Origin of the sequence: Candidatus Vicinibacter affinis, assembly GCA_016714365.1 — a bacterium.
Classification (GTDB): Bacteria; Bacteroidota; Bacteroidia; order Chitinophagales; family Saprospiraceae; genus Vicinibacter; species Vicinibacter affinis.
On record JADJNH010000005.1, the window covers coordinates 1,804,071 to 1,824,179 of the forward strand.

16 protein-coding genes are annotated in these 20,109 nt (G+C 38.3%); 6 read left to right on the forward strand and 10 right to left on the reverse strand.

Features of this window, described 5'->3' with window-relative positions:
• Positions 1 to 57: 57 nt before the first annotated feature.
• The 3 genes from IPJ53_07155 to folP form a co-directional block, all read right to left on the reverse strand.
• A complete protein-coding gene (locus tag IPJ53_07155; protein ID MBK7798871.1) occupies positions 58 to 2,478 on the reverse strand; it encodes a Smr/MutS family protein in 2,421 nt (806 codons plus the stop codon).
• A complete protein-coding gene (locus IPJ53_07160; GenBank protein ID MBK7798872.1) occupies positions 2,447 to 7,264 on the reverse strand; it encodes a translocation/assembly module TamB domain-containing protein in 4,818 nt (1,605 codons plus the stop codon). Before IPJ53_07160 ends, IPJ53_07155 begins: the two co-directional genes overlap by 32 nt.
• 61 nt (positions 7,265 to 7,325) lie before the next feature.
• Positions 7,326 to 8,258, reverse strand: coding sequence for a dihydropteroate synthase (gene folP, locus IPJ53_07165; GenBank protein ID MBK7798873.1), 933 nt, complete (start codon positions 8,256 to 8,258; stop codon positions 7,326 to 7,328).
• Positions 8,259 to 8,614: 356 nt separating this feature from the next.
• Between folP and IPJ53_07170 the strand changes: the two genes are divergently transcribed.
• Positions 8,615 to 9,919 carry a peptidoglycan DD-metalloendopeptidase family protein gene (locus tag IPJ53_07170; GenBank protein MBK7798874.1) on the forward strand — a complete coding sequence of 435 codons (1,305 nt, stop codon included), beginning with the start codon at positions 8,615 to 8,617 and terminating at the stop codon, positions 9,917 to 9,919.
• Positions 9,920 to 10,027: 108 nt separating this feature from the next.
• Here IPJ53_07170 and IPJ53_07175 read toward each other — a convergent pair whose 3' ends face one another.
• From IPJ53_07175 to IPJ53_07205, 7 genes are all read right to left on the reverse strand, one after another.
• Entirely contained in the window at positions 10,028 to 10,378 is a 351-nt protein-coding gene (locus IPJ53_07175) for a hypothetical protein (GenBank protein MBK7798875.1), read from the reverse strand.
• On the reverse strand, positions 10,356 to 11,405 hold the full coding sequence (locus IPJ53_07180; GenBank protein ID MBK7798876.1) for a hypothetical protein: 1,050 nt from the start codon (positions 11,403 to 11,405) through the stop codon (positions 10,356 to 10,358). Before IPJ53_07180 ends, IPJ53_07175 begins: the two co-directional genes overlap by 23 nt.
• Positions 11,406 to 11,424: 19 nt before the next feature.
• The gene (locus IPJ53_07185; GenBank protein MBK7798877.1) at positions 11,425 to 11,880 is read right to left on the reverse strand and encodes a hypothetical protein; all 456 of its coding nucleotides are present in this window, start codon (positions 11,878 to 11,880) and stop codon (positions 11,425 to 11,427) included.
• A gap of 351 nt (positions 11,881 to 12,231) precedes the next feature.
• Positions 12,232 to 13,215 carry a sensor histidine kinase gene (locus tag IPJ53_07190; GenBank protein MBK7798878.1) on the reverse strand — a complete coding sequence of 328 codons (984 nt, stop codon included), beginning with the start codon at positions 13,213 to 13,215 and terminating at the stop codon, positions 12,232 to 12,234.
• 69 nt (positions 13,216 to 13,284) lie between these two features.
• Complete coding sequence (locus tag IPJ53_07195) at positions 13,285 to 13,968, reverse strand: response regulator transcription factor (GenBank protein ID MBK7798879.1); 684 nt, start codon at positions 13,966 to 13,968, stop codon at positions 13,285 to 13,287.
• Positions 13,969 to 14,029: 61 nt separating this feature from the next.
• On the reverse strand, positions 14,030 to 14,371 hold the full coding sequence (locus tag IPJ53_07200) for a DUF4296 domain-containing protein (protein ID MBK7798880.1): 342 nt from the start codon (positions 14,369 to 14,371) through the stop codon (positions 14,030 to 14,032).
• A gap of 1 nt (position 14,372) precedes the next feature.
• A complete protein-coding gene (locus IPJ53_07205; GenBank protein ID MBK7798881.1) occupies positions 14,373 to 14,861 on the reverse strand; it encodes a histidine phosphatase family protein in 489 nt (162 codons plus the stop codon).
• On the opposite strand from IPJ53_07205, the gene IPJ53_07210 reads away from it, so the two are divergent.
• The 5 genes from IPJ53_07210 (at position 14,830) to IPJ53_07230 (ending at position 20,099) form a co-directional block, all read left to right on the forward strand.
• Positions 14,830 to 16,614, forward strand: a complete 1,785-nt coding sequence (locus IPJ53_07210; protein MBK7798882.1) for a hypothetical protein — start codon at positions 14,830 to 14,832, stop codon at positions 16,612 to 16,614. The genes IPJ53_07205 and IPJ53_07210 overlap by 32 nt on opposite strands.
• Positions 16,611 to 17,927, forward strand: a complete 1,317-nt coding sequence (locus tag IPJ53_07215; GenBank protein MBK7798883.1) for a hypothetical protein — start codon at positions 16,611 to 16,613, stop codon at positions 17,925 to 17,927. Before IPJ53_07210 ends, IPJ53_07215 begins: the two co-directional genes overlap by 4 nt.
• Before the next feature lie 2 nt (positions 17,928 to 17,929).
• Complete coding sequence (locus tag IPJ53_07220; protein MBK7798884.1) at positions 17,930 to 18,397, forward strand: 23S rRNA (pseudouridine(1915)-N(3))-methyltransferase RlmH; 468 nt, start codon at positions 17,930 to 17,932, stop codon at positions 18,395 to 18,397.
• Complete coding sequence (locus IPJ53_07225; protein ID MBK7798885.1) at positions 18,390 to 18,995, forward strand: rhomboid family intramembrane serine protease; 606 nt, start codon at positions 18,390 to 18,392, stop codon at positions 18,993 to 18,995. The genes IPJ53_07220 and IPJ53_07225 overlap by 8 nt, the downstream gene beginning before the upstream one ends.
• 255 nt (positions 18,996 to 19,250) lie before the next feature.
• A complete protein-coding gene (locus tag IPJ53_07230; GenBank protein MBK7798886.1) occupies positions 19,251 to 20,099 on the forward strand; it encodes a phosphate ABC transporter substrate-binding protein in 849 nt (282 codons plus the stop codon).
• Positions 20,100 to 20,109: the final 10 nt, after the last annotated feature.

Genomic DNA, 20,109 nt, shown 5'->3' on the forward strand with positions numbered 1-20,109 from the left:
GGACGTTAGAAGGTTTGCTTTGCCTTCGATAGGAGTCTGGTACCTATTGCTAAATGGTCATTTAAATTCTACCACGGTTATTGAATCACCTCCTGATTCTTCCGCAGGATGTCCTATGGATTTTACGTAGCGTTGTCCTCTAAGTGTTTTGCTAACTGTCTGACGAAGTATCCCACTGCCTTTTCCATGTACGATGTGCACCAGATTTACATTGGCCAGTAAGGCTTTGTCAATGTAAACTTCCAGCATTGATTGCGCCTCCTGTAGATGCATTCCCCTCAAATCAAGCACCGGATTGAAAACTGCAGTGTTCCGCTCCAAATCTGATTTTACAGATTTATGCAGACGGACTTCCACATTAGATTTTAATTTGATCAGTTCCTTCCTTTTAAGTTTAAAAGTCATGTGTTCCGTTACGACAGTAATCTGGTCTTTTTCGATTTTTTCAACTTGCCCGATCATTCCATTGATAACAAGTTTTACCGCATCCCCTGGTTTTAGGGGAGCATTTACATCATGGCCGGAAAGTTTTTGATATTCCGTGTTGATGTTCAGCAATTCCTCGTGTTCTTTTTGCAATCTGATTTTTTCTTGATCGGCTTTTGTTTTGGCCAATTCAAGATCTTTTTCTTTTCTAAGTTCTTTTACATAATTTTCGAGTTCCCGGTGTTTGGAACTTTTAGATTGAATCTCAGTTTGTTTTTGTTCCAGTTTTAATTTGAGTTTTTTATATTCAAATTGCTTTTGTAGATCCTGATAATTTCGGATCAGTTTGTCGAGTTCGTTTTTTTTCTTTTTGTATTCTTCAATTTCCCTAAGCAATTTACTGTTTTCCTTATCCAGATTGGCCAAAAGACTTTCAAAACTTACTGCCTGCTTTCCTACTTTTTTCTTGGCATAATCGATCAGATGCAATGGCAGCTGGATTTTTTCTGCAATTTCCAACGCATAAGAAGAGCCGGGTCTGCCGGTTTGTAATTGGTAAGTTGGACTTAGATTTTTTTCATCAAACAGCATGGCCCCGTTGATCAGACCTTCGTTTTGATGAGCAAATGCTTTCAGATTTGCATAATGGGTATTGAATATTCCATAAACTTTTCGCCTGTTCAAAGCTTGTAAAAGTGCTTCTGCGATGGCCCCGCCGATCTGAGGCTCTGTTCCGCTTCCAAACTCATCCAACAAGATCAAAGTTTCGCCATCAGCAGCTGCTTCAAAATCTCGCATGTAGGATAATCTGGCGGAATAAGTACTCAGCGCGTCATCAAGACTTTGGTGATCACCAATGTCCGCAAATATTTTCTTAAAAATTTTGAATTCAGAATGTTTGTCCACCGGTACCAGAAAACCGGCTTGCGTCATGCATTGCAGCAATCCTACAGTCTTGAGAATGATGGATTTACCACCGGCATTTGGACCTGAAATGAGCAGGATGCGGTTTTTAGCATGAAGGCTAAGACTTGCAGGCACCAGTTTTTTTTGTGATTCTTTCAACTTTAAAAACAGAAGTGGATGTCTTGCATTTTTCAAATTCATCTGATCTGAGTCAGACAGGGAAGGTCGCACTGCATCAAGGGCTATGGCAAGTCGTGTTTTTGCCAACAGGATATCCCACTCTACCAATAGCAGATAGCTTTGTTCAAGGTCCTCCACAAAGGGGCGCATGAGGTTGCACAAATCAGCAAGAATGCGAAAAATCTCTTTTCTTTCTTCAGACTCCAATTCGAATATATCATTATTCAATTCCACGAGTTCCTGAGGTTCAAGAAAGACTGTTTTGCCAGAGTCAGATTCATCGTGAATGATACCCTTTATTTTACGTCGGTGCTCCACCAAAACCCTCAACACCAGCCTACCGTTCCGGATGCTTTCTTCACCTTCTGCCAGGAATCCGGAGTTGCGAAACTGTGCTACTTGTTTTTTGAAAGATCTGTAAATTTCATTTTGTTTATTGCGTAATTGATCCCGGATAATTTTCAATGATGGAGACGCATCATCCTTTACCTTACCGTCAGCCGCAAAAATTTTATCAATCCGATCGGTGATAAATTTCAAATCCGGTATCATATTCAGGTCGCCGCGCAACAACTCAAGGTGTTGCCATGCCAGATGCCCAAGTGAAGTGCTGATGAGTCTTAAATTCTGCAGGATGACTTTAATCTTTACAATATCCTCAATGCCCAAGGTGTAATTCTGAATTCGAAGGCTTTTAAGCTCTTTGAGAATGGTATAATATTCAATTAGATTCAGTGGTTCGCGGGCACAAAACTCTTTCATTTCATGACCTCGCTGAAGCGCTTCTTTGATCCACTTTTTGTCTGTATAAATTTCGCTATCCAGAATAGCCTGTTTAGCATCCGCTGAAAGAGCAAACTCTGCACATTTGCTTAAAATTTTATCAAAGTCCAGGTCTTTTAGGATTGCAGTTGGCTTGAGCAGCGCCAAATTATCAGTTGATGCTTTTATCGTCTTTTGGTTCACCTTTTTTCTGTTCTTTTATCCCTTTCTTAAAGTCAAATAAAGTGTCAAATTCTTTTCTGTATGTTACCCCAGCTCCTACACGATGCCTGACTCCTTCAATGGAATCTACTCCTTTGTAGTAAATTCTCATCTTCAGACCGGGGACCGGTGTATTCCATTCAATGACACTCTCCGGATTAAAATAAGTATTTCCGTAAATTGTTGAGTTAGAAACATAATTTCCTCCAAGGGTTACTGCCCATTGGTCATTCCAAAGGCGGTGTTTCAAGCTAAAAACTACAGCGCCTTCATTTAATCTGGTTTGGCCCAATTGGTTTTTGTCTACATCGTAATTGATGTTAAAATCCACTCCCGAAATGAAATCTACATCTTCGAATGCTTCAGATAAAAGATTGGTTACAAAAATGGAAAGCTGACTGGACAGAAATTCGCTCATGGTGTTAATGGTAGTATTGCCTATTCCGGCTACCAATCCAAGGTTTGAGTTAGTCCCAATGAAAGTTCTGAAGGCAATCAGTGCAGCCACCTGTTGATTTAATTGATCCGGATTTTGTTCAAGGAACCTTATTTTATTATCACTGATGGTTTTAAGTGATCCGGTGAGTTCAGGGAAGGAGAGTGTGAAGTTGATGTCGGGTTTAAGAAGCGAACCTGTCAAAATCATGGTCAGATCTACCGGGGTGCGCGCCTTTGCAGCTTGTTTAAGCTCCTCATTGTTCACAATAAATTCCTGGAGCAAATTACTTGGGCTCGCAGTAAGTCCTTCATAGGAAGCCTCAATTTTAATTGTGGCGCCAAATGGATCTCCGGTCCAGACGATGGTTCCTCCTTTCTTGATTTTGAATGGCTTGTTGACAAAATTGAATAGAGTGAAGAGGTATTCTCCGCGGTCCACTTCATAACTACCTTTAATACTAAAAGTGTTGTCTCTAAGGGAAGCAATCTGTAAGTTTCCCCTGCCTGTTCCTGTGAGGATGTCCCCGGTTTGTTCATCAAAAATAATGGACACTTCAGCTTCTTCATTAATCTCGAGATTCATCCGCACATTCATTCCTTTAATGGTTGTTTGGGCTGGTTTTGCAATAACTACAGAAGTATCTTTCGATCTGAATCGGACAAACTTGGTATCGGTGGCTTCACGATCAGACCGCACAGGAATAACAAGTTTAGTGCCTTTAACTGATCTTCCTGAAATATCCATTTCCATGCTCGAGGTAGGTCCCTTGAATGTTGCAATAAAATCAAAAAGCCCATATCCATAATAATATAGATTATTGCCTTTTTTAGTATCAAGGACTAAAGCCTTGTCAGAATTAACTGTAACATCCATAAAATACCGGGCAAAATTCTCATGCCTTATGTTGCCATCAACTTTTATCGGATTGCCTAATTCATCTTTGATATTGACTTCATTAAATACAATTTTGTTTTTATCAAAGCGGATAGTTTGTTTGTCAAAGAAATATCTTGTGTTTAAGTACTTTATCAGAGTGGTGCCATTCAACGCCAGTAGACTTCCTGAACCATAAATATTTTTATTGATCATTTCCAGGGTAAACTTTCCATCCAATGTACCTTTTGTATCACCGATGCTGGTCATGAAATTTTCTAGAAATGAAATGGGAAACGCAGTGGCGTTAAAATCAAGGAGGAAATCATATTTTGGCAAATTATAACCGGATTTCAAAGGTAAATTAAAAGTTCCTTTGCCGTCTATACTGGTTTCCTTGTATTGGTTTGAAACCACTACGTTCATAGGCCTCATAGGATCTGGAAGATCGAAATCCACCACCAACCTTCCATAGGAATTACTGTTCATCCGGAAGTTTCCGACAGAAATTTTCCCATTTAAATTGTTGACATTGTATACATCGTCTACAGTTGCATAAGCATCAAAAATTCCGCTCATGTAGACAGATTTGTTGATCAAGAAATCATTGATAAAGGAAAGGTTGAATCCTTGAATCATGACTTTAAGCCCTCTGTTGGATATGTCTTCTAAACGAAGGCTGCGGCCTGAGTCGCTAAAAACCATGTTCCGCAGACTGAAATTCTTTTTATTGAATTCCAGTTCAGCTTGTGGATGAATTTGCCATTGCTCTCCCTGAAACAACAGGTCTGGATGATCAAAACTGAATTTTTTCTGACCTCGTCCACTGACCAGGTTTATTCCAATGTCGTAATATGGTTTTGTTCCCGAACTGTCTTTTCCGGAAAAGAAGAATTTCAACTTGTTGTCTTTGAAATAAGTATTGAATTTTACAGCCCTGAGATTAAATCTTTTATTCCATGAAATATCAGGAAAATTGATGTCAGATTCAAATTCATTTCGGGTGCATTTTAAATATCCGGAAGATGAATTCATGGAAAAGTCTCCGGACACAATAGATTGGATAGTGTAGTCAAAATTCAAAAACTGTTGAGCGGAGTTGTATTTGATATCCCCCTGGAATTCTTCAATTCGGGTGTTAATGTCAAAGAAATTAAAAATTCTGTTCAGGGATTTAGCCTCTAATTTTGCTTCAAAAAATGATGCGGACTCATTGAAATTGTGAGCAATCTCAAATTCATTGAAAAGATCCGGATACTGCTGATAGAAGAAGGTTATCAACTGGTCGTAGATACTGTTAAGTCTATAATCTCCTACCATTTCTGCATTGAGGAAATCAGATTGCAGGGTAGTGTTCATAAGTCCTGCATTTCTTTTTTGTGTAAAATAAATTTCACCCAAACCCAATACCCTGTTTTTTTCGTAGTTGTAAATCAGTGTTTTTTCGACACGAACGTCACCATCCAATTTTTTAAGATCCGTGTTTCTGAAGTTGGAAATAAGGTCAGCCGAAACAATCAGACTGCTTTTGGATAAGTTCAGTTCTTTCAGATCGGCTTTAGCGATGGTGGCTTTGAAAACAAAATTTGGACTGGTGTTAATATCTGAAATGCGCCCTTCAAAATTCAGATCCAGATTTTTATCTTTTACTTTTACAGAACCATCCAAATAATCCTTACTGAGTTTTCCATTGAAGTTAATGTTGGAATAATTATAATTTTTAAAACTCAGAGAAGATACATTGGCTTCAAGATCTGCATTTATTTTGTTGGCACTTAATCCTTCTCCATTTCGGATGTATGCCTTGAGATTTGTTTTACCGAGATCCTTTACTTTAAGCAGTTCACCAATGTCAAATTCAATGAGATCAAGGGAGCCGGCAAAAGTGGCGTGATCTTTTCCGGGTCTCAGATTCAGACGGACGTCGCTTCGGACCTGTCCCAATCCTGTATTAAGTTTGCCTGCAGCCACAAAGTCCTCAAAGTATCCGTCAAACCCACCCACAAAAGAAAATTCTCCCAACTTATCATAGACTGCATTGGGTTTAATTTGCGGAAGAAGTTTTCTCAGGAAGTTCATGGAGGTCGATAACTTCCTGGATTTAATGTTTAACAACTCACTTCCTTTTTTGGTAAGATTTCTGGTGCTGATGTCTCCCTCAAAAACAAAGTCATGAAGAATATGTGCTTTGAAATTGAATAGTTTGAGACTGTTCACTTTTCCAGCTATGTCTCCTGAAAATCCAAGATTGACATCCTTGTTTCGTGTAAAAAACGCATTATTCGCCAGGGAGGGTGAGAAATATTTTACCTCATCGAGGTTAACAGTATTGGATTTGGCCACCAATTGAAGAAATACCCTGTTGTTAAAATTTTTGAAATCTTTGTAACTGCCGTAAGTTAAATACAGACTGTCTCCCACGAAAGAACGATCTGTTTCAAGGGTAAAATTTTCTAGGGTGGTTTTATTGTTGCTTACATCTATTTTTCCGGCCTTAAATGATTGAATTCTCATTTTATTATTGAGTCTTGCCTTCAGTTCATGCAAGACTCCATTTGATTCAAAATCACTGTAAAAAAAATTGCTAAGGCTCCCTTCAATTTCATCTACACTGAAATGTTTAAAATCGACATGATCTTTACCTTGTTCTTCAAAAACAACATTTCCAGTGCGGTCAAAAGCAAAATAACCCTTTTCCAGATTTGCCTTCTTTATAAAAATAACAAAAGGATTGTTGCAACTGTACACAGAATCTAAAATGGCTTTGCTCTCAGGAGGGATGACATTGGGGTCATGTGAAATTAAAACAGCGGGACCTTTCAGGTTAACAGAATTCAACAAAATGTAATTAGCAGGGAAATTCATTTGTTCCACTTTAACGCTACCATCTTGTACATAATAATATTCTCGCACTCCTGTCTCACGTTTGTCTCTGAAGTGTCTGAAGTTTTTTAATTTGATGTCGGATAATTCAAGTTTGAATTTCTTTTTAGTAGAACTTTTGGATTTTGAAAATTGATTGATGAAATGGGTCAGGCTGTTGTCATTTTCACCGACGTAACCAATGACCTTCAACAACCCGTCGTCGAGGTCTACTTCTTTAAGTGAAATTTCGTTTTTCAACAGAGAGCCCAGACTCCTGCTTAATTGAAAATGCAGAAGTTTGCTGTAGATCAGGGTATCTCCATGATGGTCGTAAATCAACAGATCGGTAATTTTACCTCCCTTGAAAACATTCAGTTCAAAGGAACCATACTCAATACGATTCTCTACTTTGTTTTTTAGAAAATTGATGATGCTGTTTTTTGACCAGTCAGTAAATGCCGAACTGGCTAATAAAAAGAAACCTATCAGGAAGAGTGTTAAAAACAATCCTGCAGTACTCAGCAACACCAGGAGGAACTTCCAGAATCTTCTGAAAGCCCTGCGAGACCAATGTTGTTTTTTTTTCTGCATCTGATGGATAACTGATTACTGAGGAATTAGATTTTAATGTATTGAATGTATTAACAATTATTTATGTTGACTGATTTTTATAAGCTTTAAAAATGGCAATCGTCTCCCTGGCTTCAGCGACGTCGTGAACCCGCAGGATGTCAGCTCCATTCATCAGTGCGATCATGTGTGCTGCGGTAGATCCATTGAGTGCAAGACCTGGCTCAAGATGCAGGGTTTTAAAAATCATCGATTTTCTGGAAAGTCCTACTAATATTGGGGTTTCAATAATTTGAAACAACGATAATTTTCGGAGCAATTCAAAATTCAGTTGGACGTTTTTACTAAAACCAAATCCGGGATCGATGATCAATTGATGAATTCCATGTTGATGAAGAAAATGAATTCTTTCTGCAAAAAAACGGATGATATCGGCTGCCAAATCATTGTACATTAAATTTTGGGCATTGTTCATGTCTTCAGGCGTTCCCCTCATGTGCATGATGATATAGGGTACACCTGCGCTTTGGACCAAAGGAACCATTGCCTCATCCAGAAGCCCTGCAGAAATGTCGTTGATCATGGATGCACCCAGTTCCAATGCTTTTGCTGCAACGGAAGCTCTGTAAGTGTCTACTGAAATCAAAACCTCCGGAGATATTTGTCTGGCGATTTTGACTGCTTTGGCAATGCGTTCGGTTTCCAGTTCGACAGGAATTGCTTTGCTTCCTGGTTTGGAAGAAGCCGCTCCGATGTCCAGTATGTCAACCCCTTCGCCAATCATCTCACGGATGCGTATTTCTATTTGTTCCTCTTCGGTTACGGAGGAGGTGCTGTAAAAGGAGTCCGGGCTGAGATTAATTATGCTCATTACGGCAGGGTACTCCAACTTTACCAGTCGTCCGGAAATGTTAAAAATAGATGATGATGTCAATGGATTATCCTTTAAGCCACGAAAAACAAGTCCCTCCAGGAAGGTGTGATTGCTTTTAGTAAACGCTGCAAAGTTACTCAAAATAAGCCATTTTAAGCCATGTGGAGGCTAGCTGACCGCCAATGCGGAAGGAGTGACCGGAAGGGGACCAAGAGGGCATTTTTTTAGGATTAAATACCACTGGTAAAGCCTAGGAAGAGCCATTTTGTGACTTTGGCACCGTCTAAAAGCGGTTCCTTAACGGGCTCAAAAATGGCCCTTAAAATACAAGATTTAATCATTAATTGCATGATATACATAAATATATAAGTTAAATAATATTGTAATATGAAAAATATAATTTGTAAAATTTAGTTAACAGCCATCAATTGTTTGAGCTTTTAGATAAATAGGCTTAGTTTTGCAAACTTTTCAACTATTAAACCAAGCATATCGGAATGAATTTACAAAAATCCATCCAGAGACTATTGCAGATCACCAGCTTCTTAGGTTTATTAATTATCAATGCTTTCGTACTTCATTTTATGTTGGATTTTGAGTTGTTCAAAACTCAAAATGATTGTGATGTACTTTCCAAAGAGTGTTTAACCAGCGATCAAGAATATTTCGGATTTTCCTTAGACCACTTCCAGGTTACGCGGTCAAAGGTTAAATCAGGACAATTGTTGCCTAAAATATTTTCCGATTATGGCTTAAGCCAAACTAAGATCAGCAGCTTGATTGGGTCAATGGATGGGGTCCTTAACCTCCGTAACATCAGACAAGGCAATTCTTATGCCATGATTTGCAGCAATGAGTGCAAAGCCCCGGATTATTTTGTCTACGAGATTGATGCCATGAAGTATTTAGTTTGCGATCTATCAGGTCAATCTTGTCCCAGAGTAGAATTCAAACAAAATGAGCTTAAACGTGAAGAGGTAGGAGGGTATATCAAAAACTCTCTTTGGAATGCACTACAGGAGCAGGGTGTCTCCATCAATATCATCGATCAGATGGAAGATGCATTGGCCACCTCAGTTGACTTTCATCACCTTCAGGAAGGCAATTCCTTTAAATTGGTCTTTGACCGGCATTGGATTGAAGGACAGCCAAGTAATATGGGTGATTTAGTGGCGGCCTATTTCAACACCAACGACAAGGAGCACTATGCTTTTAAATTTGATGTCAACAACAGATCCGGTTACTACGATTACAATGGCAGACCATTGAAAGCTGCATTCTTAAAAGCGCCGGTACGATTTTCAAGAATTACTTCCGGTTTTACCATGAGGCGCTTCCATCCTGTGTTAAAATATGCGAGACCCCATTTTGGAACAGATTATGCTGCCCCGACCGGAACGCCTATTATGGCCGTAGGAAATGGAGTTGTGTCCGCTGCTGCCTATTCTGGTGGTAATGGAAAATTTGTGAAGATCAAACACGACAAAACTTATGAATCTCAATATCTCCACATGTCCAGATTTGCTGCCGGTATTAGAGCCGGATCCCATGTAAGTCAGGGACAAATAATTGGGTATGTGGGATCAACAGGCCTGGCTACAGGTCCTCACGTGTGCTTTAGGTTTTGGAGAAATGGAACCCAGGTGGATCACCGAAAGTTGAATTTCCCATCCGGAGAGCCCATGCCATCCAACCTTCTCCCTGATTTTGGTGCTCAACGGGATGAATTGATGAAAAGATTCAATCAGATTAAAGTTACCACGGCGTACAACCGAGACGAAGGACAGGTTAGAAAATCTTAAAAGCGCTCTCTGCTGGTTTTCTTAATATAAATTGTTTGCACATTTGGTAAGTTGACTGGATTTTCCATGCAAATTCGTGGTGCTGGTTTTTAGAAATTTTGTTGAAACTTATTTTGTTAGACAGTCAGTGAGACGTTCATTCGTTTTCAAAATTTTTAAATCTTCGTCGGATAAGCTGATACCAATATTGACAAAATCTCCAAATTTCTTGTGGAGCTCCTCATCATCAAGTTGTACGAATTGGATCTTTTGCAATAAATCTCTTGAATCTATACAATTGGAATCAGTATAAATTTTGAATTTTTTATCAAGTTCATTTTCCTCAATGTCAAGCAAGGCATTTTGAACGCATCCTTTGCAATGTTGACAAAATATTACGATGTGAGGTTCTGCTTCTTTACAACCGGTTGATAAAAGGTAGTAAAGAAGAATAATTTTAGTCTTCGAATACATATTCATACGCCAGATTATTTGGAGGGTCAAGAAAAGTAAGGTTATTATGGAGACTGTAAATTAATCTGCTGTTTACAGGATGGTTGATCCTCGTATTGGATAAAAGTTTTAAATCATTGTTAAAAATCAATAAACGATATTCCGAATTATTTTTGTGTGGAAGTAGTCTTAATAATACAAGATATTTCTCCAGCTTAATTAATCGAATGTTAAACGGTACCTGTTCGGAATAATTTTTTAAATACATCATGTCTGTTAGCCTGGATGTGTCATAATCTACTATGTCTTTTCCAAAAATTTCACTTATGCCAATTGGCTCATTGGAACAATGATTTAATTTATATATTTTATTATCAAGAACATTCAGGTAATAAAGGAATGAATCTTCCACAGTTCTTATGAAGCTTAAGTAATGAACATACTTTTTTGAAAAATAATCCTGATATTTAACTATTTTTTTAAATTTTCCAGCATCTTCATATTTTAAAAAAATGAAGGAATCGATGTAATTGAAATTGTTTGAATTTCCAACCTGATAGATGAATGATTGATCAAAAGTAGTTGATATGGATCTGTCATGCATGCAAGGAATGAAGTAGCAGTTTTCAAATGGACAAGAGTTTATTTTTTTACTCATTTGAGTTTTAAGGTCCAAAATATGCATTTGTGTGCCACATCGTAAATATACAATTTGATCTATTACTGTAATGGTCATGTCTTCTTCCATACAGTCAACTTTTAAAGGGACAGTATCTATTCGATTTTCAGTCAAGCTGTATTTTATAAGCTTTTTATTTTTATCTGTGAAATAGACAAATACGCTGTTATGAATTGACAGTACGGAAATATCTTTAGAGTAATCAATGGACTTGGTTAAATTTTTTAATTGTGAAAAATTTTCAGTCCTGGTTTTTAATCTAAAATAAGATTTAGATTTTTTTAAACAACCCAAAGTTGCAAATAGTACTGTAAGTGTAGATAACAACAGGGCAATTTGATAAATTGACCAGTTGTTAAAAAATAATTTTCTCATATTATAATTGTGGGCTTAATTAGAGATGGGAGCTAACAACATGGTCGCTGTTAAATATCCTTAATTCAAAGTCCAGACCATTTTTACAGATTGCGTACCTATTATCACGAACAGCGTTTTGAATGTCAATATTTGGAAAGCTTTGCATAAAAGTATCCAAAACTTCATTTTCAAAATTTGAAGTTGATCCAGATCTGATAACACAATTTGAACCTGGTTGTAAGCAACTGTAACTGATTGTTTTATTCCCTGTCTCCAAGTCCAGGATTTCATATTTGACAACCCTCCTTGTAAAGTCTCTTTTTTGAAGTTGGGTCTTTTTTTTTAGATAATGAACCAGCAACGGAGTTTCATCCATTGATTTTGATTTATTAGTATTTGGACCTAAATCCTGTTCAATTAATTGGTCAAATTTGTCGGTTGTGCAACTTTTAGATAAGAAAATAGCGACGATGGAGAAAGTAATCATTTTCATAAAGAATGTTTTAAGTGTAAGAAATACCACCTACTTGGTGAATAAGGAAGTCTTCGAAGGATTGTTAATTCATTCACTGTGTGGTATAAGGCCTGATAGTGTAAACAGTAATCGAATCTAGCAACAATTCAATAAATTAAAAATAATTTTACGTCTTGTTAGCAATTAATTAACAACACTTTTATTCAGTGATCATTCATGAAGTAACCAATATAAATATCATCATTGAGTCGTATTTCCACTGGCTGCAGAAAGTATAATTCGATAGTTAATTTTTTTTGGGGCTTTATTTTAAAAATGTTCCGGTAGTCGGTCACCCTCTTATCAAAATCAAAACTAAGAGCCGATAAACTAATTCACCTTATTTAAAGTAAAGCTAAAGGTGCTGCCTTTTCCGGGCGTGCTGCGCACATTGATGGTTTGTCCGTGGTATTCCAGGATGTGTTTGACTATGGAGAGTCCCAGGCCACTTCCGCCCATTTCTCTGGATCTGCTTTTGTCAACCCTGTAAAACCGGTCAAATATAAATTTATGGTGGTCTTCCGGTATTCCAATTCCATCATCGGAAACTTCGATCAAGATCTTGGTGTCCATATCGTAGAAACTGACTTTGGTTTTACCGTTGGTGTCTCCGTATTTTATTGAATTTTGAATCAGATTGTTTAAGACTAGGCGGATCTGTTCCCTTTCACCTTGTACCTGATATTTTTGATCCGCACCAGACTTAAAAGACATGCTGATATTCTTTTGCTTGGCGGTTTCTTCCAAATCGCCAAATACCTCCTCAACCAATTCCTGAATGTCAAACGATTGAAGATCCCATACACTCTGACTGGATTCCAGCCTGGAAATGGCTTCAAGATCTTCCACAATGGTTTGCAGGCGTTCAGCATTGGACAATGCTTTTTCCAAAAATTTAGAGTTAACCTCATGGTCGTTGATCGCTCCATTGATCAAAGTTTGTATGTAACCTTGAATGTTGAAAATAGGAGTTTTTAATTCGTGGGAAACGTTCCCGATGTATTCCCTTCGGTAATCTTCAAGCTTCGATAAAGCAATCATGTCATTGTTCTTTTTATCGAGCCAGGCATTGACATCTGCCTCCACCATGTCGAAGAGATTATTAGCCGTAATCAGACTTGTTAACTTTTGGGTGTCTTCTTTTTTTTGATCGTTGATGAGGCGGTAAATTACTTTTAATCTGCGGTAGACGGAAGCATGCAGAAGGATATTAAAAGTAATGACCGAAAATACAAAGCTAGCTAATGAGCTAAAAAAATTGCACCAAAAGTCATTTTGAATAGACCAATCCCAACCATTATGGTCGTAATGCAAAATATAGTAACACCCAAAATGCCTGCTGCAATCAGGCTTACCTTATTGAGATTAAGATTCTTGAATACTTTAGAATTCCAGTTTATAGCCAATGCCTTTAATCGTTTTTATGTACCGTCCATCCAGCCTTTCTCTGATTTTTCTGATGTGGACATCTATGGTTCTTTCGCCGACAAGTACATCATTTCCCCAAACTTTATGAAGGATTTCATCGCGTTTGAAGACCTTGCCCGGCTTTTCCGCCAACAAATATAGCAATTGGAATTCTTTTCTGGGAAAATCAAGGGGTGTGTCACCCACAATAACTCTATAGGACTCAGGATCTATGGTGAGGTCTCCGAATTTAAGTACAGCCTCTGTTGCAAATTTATTTTTCTGATTGCGCCTTAGGATGGCCTTTATCCTGCTCGAAAGAACATTGGGTTTGATGGGCTTGGTAATAAAATCATCCGCACCTGAATCAAGGACATTCATTTGTGTTTGGTCATCGGTCTTGGCGGTAAGGAAGGCTATTTTGTATTCATTGTTGGGATACTTAGACTTTAAATGTCTTAGGAAACTCAGCCCATCCATTTCCGGCATCATATAATCTACAAGAATCAGCTCCGGTTCAAATGTTTGTAAAATTTCCAGCGCAAGTTTACCATTCAAAGCCACTTTGACTTCATATCCTAAAGAGCTTAGATGGTAGTTGATGAACTCCAGCGTATCTGCTTCATCATCAACAATCAGGATTTTAGTCGAATTCTTCATCGATGCTGCAAAGATACGTAGGTAAAAAGTTACGATACCATAATGTCAGATTATCAAATTATTAATTTCGGATGGTTGAAGAATCCGGTTTTGATTGAGATTCAATTTTGTCAATCACCATTCGCTCAATTTTTTCAAGCATTTCAGGTCTTAGGTTGTAATAATCGCCGGCCAGAAGGAAGATTGAATCGTTGGTTTGGTGCTTGTTCAGTATTTCTTGTTTGAGCGTTTGCGTCAGACTGTCTTTTACATAACCAGAAAGAGATTCAAAATTTGCCTCCATATAATACAAGTCTGTAAGTATGGCAGCCATTTCTTCAGGAGAAATTGGTGGCTTGGAATCTTTGTTCTCCTTGCAGCAAATGAAGAACAAAACCAATAATGGCAACAGGCTCTTATACATGTCAGACTTCTTTTGGAAAATAATGGTTCAAATATAGGATATTGTTCCAATTGACCTCTTGCCATTTGGTCACCTTGGATTGAAATTGTAGAATGGCACAGGTTGGAACCGGGCCTGACCAGGCATCATTCAGCTGGGCACAAAAATTTTCCAGAATAGGGTTATGCCCGAATAGCGCCGCACCATGAAAAGATTCTTCCTGCTGCTGCAAACAACTTAAATAGTCGGTTTCGTCCCCGTGATAAAGAGAAGTCTCAAGTTCAAGCGGCACTTCAGATCCTAATTGTTCTCTGAACATGGAAGCAGTAGAAAATGCCCGCACCGCAGGACTTGACACCAATATAATTTTTTCCGGAATCAATCCACCAAAAATTTTGGCCATGGCCGGGGCATCCTTTATGCCACGGGCATTCAGCGGTCTTTGAAGGTCTGAAAGACCCGGATGATCCCAGGAAGATTTGGCATGTCGGACAAGAAAAATATGTTTCATCGGCTTCAGATCGAAAAATGTACCTAAATTTAGGGTTTTATTCCAAATCAACCAGCATTTTAACAAAAATGAAAATTGTACTCGACAGTATAGACTTTATCCTGCCAGAGGACAAAATGGATTTGGTGAGGAAAGCCCTTTTTCCGGACAAATAAAGAAGGCGAGTCAAATCAGTAAAGACACCTGGCATTATTTGCTTCGAGCAGACGATGCGTTGCTGGAATGTCAGATCCGATATGGCCAAAATCAGGTGAGTGCCATCCAATGTGCCTGTGGAAAATCCACCGCCAAAAATCCATGCATGCATGCCTGGATTCTTGCGTATTGGCATCATCAACAAGTGGTGCGTCAAAAGAAAGAGGCCGCCAAGAAATTGGCACCACGAAAAAAGTTTGAATTTCAGGATGGGATTTACCAGGAAAAAGAATTGACTGATTTTATTCAGTTGAGTCTGCGATTGAATCCCGGCCTGAACGCCTGGGCTAATTTATTATTGATGCAGCCTTATTCGCCGGAATTGGCCTATGAAAATTATATGGAGGCTCTTTCTGGTTTTGATCCCCAAATCACCAAGGGTTCCTCTTCAAAGTTTCTAAAAGATTTCAGACACCAATTGCTGCTGCTTGATCAGATTTACGATCATTCATTGAGTTTGTATTTGAGAGGAAATTTGGAGCAAGCGGTTCATTTATTATTGGCCTCCTTGGTTAAGTCATCTCAATGGTTTGACACATTTGCCGACATCAATCAGGAAAAGTGGGTGCAACAATTGGTCAAAATGCATCAGGCTTTGCATCAAATTTTAAAAAGCATCAAAGCACCGGCGCTGCGTACTTCTATATTTGATTTAATGATGGATAGAATTTCCGAAGGTCCATATTATCTGATCCATCGAGAAGAAAATTTGTACCACATCCTGTACTCCTTTAAAGAAGAAAAAAATAAATCATCCCGTACGGAAGAATTGATTTCTGCCAAAATAAAAGAAACCAAAACATTTTTTTACAAACCACTTGAAGGCCTTGTGTTTTTATTGAACACACACAGCCCAAAAATATTTATTGAACTGATCAAGCGTCATCATTTATTCCAGGAGATTTCCTCCACTTATTGGTTGATGCTTATAGGTTATTTTAAAGAACAGCATGATTTTACAAGGAGTAGAATGATTCTGGAGTTTTTGGTTGAAAAGAGTCCTTACCGTGAGTTGGCTGTTGCTTCAGCAGGTCAAATACTTGAATTTATGATTCGTGAAGGACTTTCTGATGAACTTGCTAAGGCCTCCAGGGATTTTTCTATAAAATTCAAAGAGTCAAGATTTGCAAATGTGTGGTACGACAGCTCTGCACCAGATGAATCAGAATTGGTCAAATACATTCAAGAATTTAAGTCGGCACATGTTAGCGACCAGCATTTTATACTTGATTTTCTTGCAAAGAGTGATGCGCAGGAACTTTTACTGGCAGAATTAAAAGAAAGAGGGGATGTTGATTTATTGATTCAGTATGACAAAGTTTTGTCACCGGATAACCGATTGTCCTTGCTCGATACTTATGTGCTTTTGACCCAGGATTATTTAAATGAATACGGAGGAGGGCAGGCTTATGACTATGTGCAGAAAATCAGAACGCACCTGGGGAATTTTAGAGCTAAAGAATTGCTCAAAACATTTACTGAAAAAGTAGAAAAACTTTTTCCGGAACGAATTTCTCTGGTCACCCATCAAAAAAAAACAGTTAATACTCTTCTATGAAAATTTATAAATCACTTGTGATCGTTTTCGCTTTACTCCTCTCTTGTGGAAAACATAAATTGGTCAGTCAGGGGCCGCCTGAGTGGTTTAAGACACTTACCATTTATGAGGTAATGCCTAAGCATTACAGCCCGAGCCGAAATCTCTCAGGAGTAACCCGTGATCTCAATAGACTCAGGGCTCAATTTGTCACAGCACTTTCTATTTTGCCGGTGATGAAGGTACAGGATGTTGACAACCATTACAATCCCGGAGATCCTTATGCAACAATTGATTTCCAGTCCATAGATACGTCGTTGGGAACTGAAAAAGATTTCAAATTTTTGATTGACTCGGCACATCTTAAAAAAATGAAAGTCTTCCTGGAAATGAATTTAAGTTATTCCGGTCCGGCTCATGAATGGAGAAAAGAGCATCCTGATTTTTATTTATCTTCTGAGGAAAAGTCAGGAATGGATTACAACAAGGATTATGTTCGTTTTGACTTAAGCAATCCTTCACTGAGGAAAAAACTAACAAAAGCAGTTAAGTACTGGTGTACTAAATTTGACATTGATGGAATTATGCTGGTGAATTCTCACGAATTGCCTAAAGAATTCGTCCTAAAATTAAGTGAACTTGTAAGAGGAGAAGGCAAAGTTTTGATAGGCGGATCTCAGGCACCGGAGTGGGCAAATGAAGGGATCTACGATGCTTACTTAAATGAGGATTTATATAAAGTATTTGATAAAATTTCAAAAAATGAATGTAGAGTGGCCGATTTTAAATCGATTCTCGAGGAGAATGTAAAATCCAAATACAAAAGTGCATCCATTATGTACAACCAAAATGCAATCACGAACATTAAATTTGGAGGCGAGACTCAACGGTGTTATGGTTGCTACAAACTATGTTCTGTAATCACTTACCTGTTGGGTGGAGTACCCTTGATGTTGAATGGGCAGGAGGAACCTATGTTTGAACCGATCAATGTCCGAACAGAAAAGACTATTGGTCACGTTTATAATTACAACCGTGATTTTTACAGAGGACTTGCCTTGCACAGATTTGATCATCCTGCCTTGCATTCTCTAACAGACAACTTGCCGGAAATCATTTCTGACTCTGAGGAAGTCCTTGCCATTGAACGAAAACAAGGCAATACCTCCATTGTACTGATGGCTAATCTGACTGATTCCACACGCACTTATTCCATACACAAAGATTATAATTATTACACTGAATTTTTTACACACGCATTAGTCAACTTTCCAAAAAACACTACTTTGACCTTAGGTCCTTACCAATACCTTGTACTTACAAATATTAAGTAAAAGTGGAAATACAATTGTGGTGGACCGGTAAGAATCATTTCGATTACATCAAAGACGGATTGGCAGATTATGTTCAGCGGCTGAGCCATTTCTGTAAATTTAAAGTGGTAGAATATCAGAGTCCAAAAGGTGTTAAAGACAGTCAAAGGATACAGACCCTGGAAGAAATACAATTGATTAAAAATTTGCGTGCTGCTGACTATGTCATTTTACTGGATGAGCATGGCAAACAATATGAATCTGTGGCGTTTGCTCATTTTGTGGAACAACTTTTACATGGAGGGCACTCCAGAATAATATTTATCATTGGCGGGGCTTATGGGTTCAGCGATAATTTTAAGAAAAGAGCCAATCAACTCCTGTCGTTTTCCAAATTTACTTTTTCCCACCAATTGATTCGGCTCATATTTGCAGAACAACTGTACAGAGCCTATACCATCATTAATCATTTGCCTTATCATCATGATTGAATCCATTCCTTATATTACCATCTTTCTCTTGTGCACGATCGGTGTCATTTCCGTATCAGGTTTTAGCAATTATTCTGTCATAGAGTACATGCGCCATTACCCATATCAGGAACACCGCGACAAATCCTATTACCGTTGGCTGAGTTGTGGTTTTGTCCATGGAAGTTACATACATCTTATCTTAAATGCCTTCGTATTATGGCAATTTGGATTTGTGATTGAGAAAATGTACATAGCCAAGTTTGGATCGGTCCCCGGAATGTCAATCTATCTGAGTGCTTACTTGCTGATCCTTATCTTATCTTGTGTGCCGACTTACATCAAGCATAAGAACAACTCCTCCTATGCCAGTATTGGTGCTTCAGGAGCAATTTCAGGAATTCTGTTTATATACATCTATCATTTTCCCAACGCCATTCTAAGTTTGTACGGTATCATTCCGTTGCCGGCATTTGCCATGGGTATTTTGTATCTGGTTTATTCCTGGTGGGCTGCCAAGCAATCAAGAGATGGAATTGATCATGATGCACATTATTACGGGGCAGTAATGGGACTGGTGATAGCGGTATTGATTGACAGGTTACCGGGATTAAGTTAATTTTAAGTAAATCGTCCAATAGTGATTCAGAATTAATAATTTGGTAATATACGCCGTCCCACTACGGGCCAATATGAGCGTAACTTTGCAGTGAAAAGTGTTAGAAATGTCAAAAACTTGTATTCAGGAAACAGAATTCCCGATAGGGGCTTCTATGCTGGATTTATACTTTGCCATAATTTCATTTTTTTTGAATGAACCATCAACTCATCCAAGCAAAGTACCCCGTCAATAAAAAAAATTAAATACCTAATCATGAAAAAAATCATCGTTTCATTATTTGCATTGTCTTTACTATTTGCCTGTAATGGTGGCCAAAAGGGTAGCCAGGAAAGCAAATCAAATAACCTTTCACTCAAAGGAAGCGATACCGTTCTTCCGCTTGGACAAGCCACTCTTGAGCAGTTTATGAAAACCAATCCCGGAGTTTCCATTTCTGTAGTCGGAGGTGGAAGTGGTACCGGTGTGACCGCCCTCATAGATGGCAACACGGATATAGCCATGTGTTCCAGAGATCTAAAGGGAGAAGAAAAATTGAAATTGAAAGAAAAAGGGATAGATGCTGTAGTTAAATCTGTTGCAGTGGATGCACTGGCAGTTATTGTACACAAGGACAATAAAGTAGATCAGTTGACCAGAGAGCAGATTGAAAAAATCTTTACCGGTGAAATTAAAAACTGGAAAGAGGTAGGAGGAGAGGATGCTGAAATTGTGGTGTATTCCAGGGAAAACAGTTCAGGGACTTATGAATTTTTTAAAGAACATGTAATGGATAAAAAGAATTATGCCAGCACAGTGTTAAACATGCCTGCCACCGGAGCAATTGTCCAATCAGTGAGCCAGACCAAGGGCGCCATCAGTTATGTAGGTTTAGCTTATCTCAATGCAGATACCAAAGCTTTAAAAGTATCTTATGATCAGGGGGCAACTTTTACAGGTCCGAGTATGGAATCTGCCAAGGATAAAACTTATCCAATTTCAAGACCTTTGTTTTACATCTACGACAGTAAGTCAGAAGCCAAAGTAAAAGCTTATCTTGATTTTTGTTTGTCTGCGGAAGGAATGAAAATAGTTGAAACAGTAGGTTATATTCCAGTACAATAAGATTTGAAAA